Raw genomic sequence first — 3,300 nt, 5'->3', positions numbered from 1 at the left:
AAGGAGTGGGCTTCATATTGCACCTTGTGTGGTTGGTTGAACGGCGATAAATGTCGGGGCGGTCGGACTGTAACGCCCACCCTGTCCCTTGACGAGGACGACGTCGCCAAGCGGTTCGAACAGGCAACGATGCTGATTGCCGTAACGATGCTGGCGCAGGAATCCATTTTGCCCCCACAGGTATATCGTTGTCGGGCAAACGGCGAGTTGAGCGGCGAGCTCGTTGGCGGTCAACATGCCGCGCTCGCGCAAACGAACGAAACGGGTCTTGAGATGGTAGGCATTGCGGATGACGATGACCTTCTTGTGCGTGAACGGCTCGCCTTTCCAATTCGTGTGACCCAGCGCGTTCAAGCGCTCGGCGATTTGACGGTCCGAGCAGGTCTCAAGTAACTCCTCGACCATCCGGACAACCTCCGGCAGCGTCTTGCGTATCAACGCTATCGGCTTGGGCCGGTCCACTCTGATCACGGTCGTTCTTCCGCCGCGGAAGCGCACCTGTATCAGCACTTGCTCCGCCTTGACCAGGGTGACATCCTCGATCAGCAATCCGAGCATGCGCTTGCGTTCAATCGGCTCGACGCGCGCGTCGTTCCACACAACGGGGAAATCGTCGGCAAGGGCGCGAATGCGCGCACGCGCTTCGGCGCCAAGCAATGCTTCGTCCGACTGGTGTTGGCGGTCGTGTTCTTGCTGCAGTGTATCCAATTGTCGCAGGCTGGCATTCCAATCGGCTTCGAGCGCGTCCGCGACCATGCGATTGGCTGGGTCTACATTCATGTACCGACGGCGCGCGAGTTCAGCTTCATAGCGCGTGCGTTCCAACTGTTTCAGACGCATGGCGTTGGCCTGTTCAACCCTCCCCGCGATCTCGCCCTCGATGGCCAGCGCCACGTCAATGGCGGCCGGCGCGACCATCTCCAGCAACAAGGCGCCGATGGCATCGTCGATGGCGCGCCCGCGAACGGACTGGCAAGGTTTTTCGGCGCTATGCGCGGCGGCGTCATGGCACACGTAGTAGGGTTCGAGCTTGCCGCCGACCTCCTGATACCGCACGCGCATGCGCTTGCCGCACTTGCCGCAGATGACGCGTCCCTGGAGCAAGCCGACGCCCTCTCTGGGCATGGTGCCGCGTCCATTCTGGCAGAAGGCGACCGCGTTCTGGCGCAGCGTGAGCTGGTTGCGCTCGAACTCCTCCCAGTCGATATAGCCGGCGTGGGCACCACGGATCAAAACCTGCCAGTCGCTTTGCGCGACTTTGAGCTGAGTGCTCGTCAAGTCGGCCTTGCGGCCCGTGCGGGTACGTCCGTAGACGAAGGCGCCGGCGTAACGCGGATTGTGCAGGATTTGCAGGACACGCGACGTATTGAGTTCGCCCCAATGCACCTCGCCTTTGCCGATACCACGACGGACCCGGCGTGGAAAAACCCAGCCCTCCCGACGAAAGCGCCGCACCACCACGGTGGCCGAGTGCGATTGCCGATAGGTGTCGAACAATAATCGTAAGCTGCCCTGGATTTGCTGGTCGGGATCAAGCACGATCGATCCATTGGGATGGTAGAGCAACCCGATCGGCAGCGGTAATTCCAGTTCCCCACGCCGCGCCTTGTTACGCATGCCGCCCTGCAGGCGGGAGCTGAGGATATGCAGCTCGGCCTCGCTCATGGCGCCCTTCAGACCCAGTAATAGGCGGTCGTTGAAGCATGCCGGATCGTACACGCCGTCTTCGTCGAGTATCAGCGTCCTGGTCAACGCGGCCAGTTCGATCAGTCGATGCCAGTCGGCGTTGTTGCGCGCCAGACGCGACACCTCCAGCCCCAGTACGATGCCGGCGTGGCCGATGGCGACTTCCGCCACCAGCCGCTGGAAGCCGTCCCGGTCCTGGGCGCTGGCCCCCGACAGCCCAAGGTCGCTGTCGATGACGTGGACCCGTTCGATCGGCCAGCCAAGCGAGACGGCGCGCTCGCGCAACGCATACTGCCGCTTGGTGCTTTCGGTGTTCTCGAACACTTGTCGCAACGTCGATTGCCGTACATAGAGAAACGCGTCCCGCCGCAATTGATCAGCGGTGACCTTCTGATGCGAGTCAGTAGACATGGGTGAGCTCCGAATGTGTGCGCAGCACGAGATTGGCCAGCATATGCACGAACTCGCTGGCCGGCTGCGGTGCCATGGCGGGTTCGCGACGAGACTCGGGGATATTGCGAGGCACTTCGGCTTGCGCGAGCATGGACAATCCCCTCAGCATGCCGTGGTAACGCAATGCGGCAATGCCTTCCGTATGGCCGGCTGTGCCATCGATCACCGCCCGGCGCAGCGTTTCGTAGGTGGCAACCGACGCATGGGACTGCGCGTGCGGCGCACTCGTCAGCGTTTTTTTTTGCGGGCAATCGCCCGTTCGATGCTGCGTGGGTGAATGCTGATTCCCAATTCGGTTGCGATCTGTTCGGCCAGTGCCCGAGCCTGGATCGCGCCGTCGGACCGCATCCGCCCTTCGATAAACGCCATCAAGTCGGCGTCGAGCTTATGCGCGCCTTTCGGGCCGCGCTGCTTGGGCAAAAGGCCCGGCAGGCCGTCGCGCGAAAAGGCGGTCTCGGCCTGATAGAACGTTGGACGGGACACCCCGAACAGCGCGGCGGCCTGCGCCTTGGTCGCGCCGCCTGTACTCGCGTGGCGCAGCATCTCGTACTTCACCTGAACCAAGTCGTGCGCATCGAAGAAGTCGCCCGATCGAAACCATGCCGCATCTACGCTCTCGGGATGGGGATTGAGCGTGCCAAGTTTGGCAAGGCGCTCACGCTTGGGATCGGGCTTGGTCACGATGATAATGTCTCGTTATTGTGTAATATAAAATATGCCGCACATGCTGGTATGTCAAGGTCAAATCAAGGGCAAGAGGATCAAATCCATGGCTATCTCTTAGCCTTCAAGCCCATGAAAAACAAGAGGCGGCATAATTTTCTTTGCATGTGCGGCAAAATTTACTTGACGCCATGCGTAATCTGGATCGTCAGCTCATCCACCAGCGCACGAAGGTTGCGCAGGTCGTCGGTACGAAACCAGGAACCACCCGTATCGCCCTGCGTGTATGCATCGGCCCGATCAATGTTCGTCCATGAGGACAGCATGGACATCATCTGGCCATCGGCGTTGTAGAACATCACGCGGTCCTCTCCCCAGTTTTTCCGGCGAGTGAGCACATGGATTCGTAGTCCCCGTTGGGGGTGAAATGGGTGGGTGATTTCAACTGTTATGGGCGTGCAGTCGTCGCCATGGCAAGCAGTTGCTGACAGACGATAA

General features: G+C 60.6%; 4 protein-coding genes. All 4 read right to left on the bottom strand.

The genetic code is table 11. The features are described from left to right. Window positions 1-12: 12 nt before the first annotated feature. A complete protein-coding gene (locus BM436_RS35785; protein WP_093561673.1) occupies window positions 13-2,097 on the bottom strand; it encodes a recombinase family protein in 2,085 nt (694 codons plus the stop codon). Further along, window positions 2,087-2,230, bottom strand: coding sequence for a hypothetical protein (locus BM436_RS38285; protein ID WP_229491068.1), 144 nt, complete (start codon window positions 2,228-2,230; stop codon window positions 2,087-2,089). The genes BM436_RS35785 and BM436_RS38285 overlap by 11 nt, the downstream gene beginning before the upstream one ends. Before the next feature lie 137 nt (window positions 2,231-2,367). Then, window positions 2,368-2,820 (bottom strand): helix-turn-helix domain-containing protein, encoded by a 453-nt coding sequence (locus BM436_RS35775; protein ID WP_093561671.1) that lies wholly within the window; start codon window positions 2,818-2,820, stop codon window positions 2,368-2,370. 161 nt (window positions 2,821-2,981) lie between these two features. After that, window positions 2,982-3,300: DUF5372 family protein (locus BM436_RS35770; protein ID WP_229491066.1), on the bottom strand; the 319-nt coding region annotated here is incomplete at its 5' end.

It is taken from the genome of Pseudoduganella namucuonensis (assembly GCF_900116645.1).
GTDB lineage: Bacteria > Pseudomonadota > Gammaproteobacteria > Burkholderiales > Burkholderiaceae_D > Rugamonas > Rugamonas namucuonensis.
This window is presented reverse-complemented; position numbering and strand designations above follow the sequence as displayed.

Bases quoted from the DNA above. Each gene is read 5' to 3' on its own strand.
- BM436_RS35785 (WP_093561673.1), bottom strand. From the start codon at position 2,097: ATGTCTACTGACTCGCATCAGAAGGTCACCGCTGATCAATTGCGGCGG.
- BM436_RS38285 (WP_229491068.1), bottom strand. From the start codon at position 2,230: ATGCTCGCGCAAGCCGAAGTGCCTCGCAATATCCCCGAGTCTCGTCGC.